Source organism: Mesorhizobium sp. M1A.T.Ca.IN.004.03.1.1 (assembly GCF_003997555.1).
Taxonomy (GTDB): domain Bacteria; phylum Pseudomonadota; class Alphaproteobacteria; order Rhizobiales; family Rhizobiaceae; genus Mesorhizobium.
In genome coordinates this window covers 1-232 of the sequence record NZ_RZTV01001166.1, presented here as the reverse complement: position 1 = coordinate 232, position 232 = coordinate 1, and the positions used below count along the sequence as shown (strand labels likewise).

Sequence of the window (232 nt, the reverse complement as noted above, 5' to 3'; positions counted from 1 at the left end):
CATTATCCTGGACCCATTGCAGCGCAGCGACGAGATCTGTGGCGCTGGCATTGCCCGACCGTTTGTATTTCTCTCCGTAGGCGGAAAGATCGAGGAAGCCGAGCACGTTGAGCCGGTGGTTGAGGGTGACGACGACGACATCGCCTTCCTTGCTCAGATTGTGGCCGTCATACGAGGTCAGCTCGATGCCGGAGCCATTGGTGAAGCCGCCCCCATGGATCCAGACCATGAC

The 232-nt window shown here is 59.1% G+C and carries 1 protein-coding gene; it reads right to left on the bottom strand.

The features are described 5' to 3' along the window. On the bottom strand, window positions 1–232 hold a 232-nt coding region (locus tag EOD29_RS35350), incomplete at both ends, for a carboxylesterase family protein (RefSeq protein ID WP_164764120.1).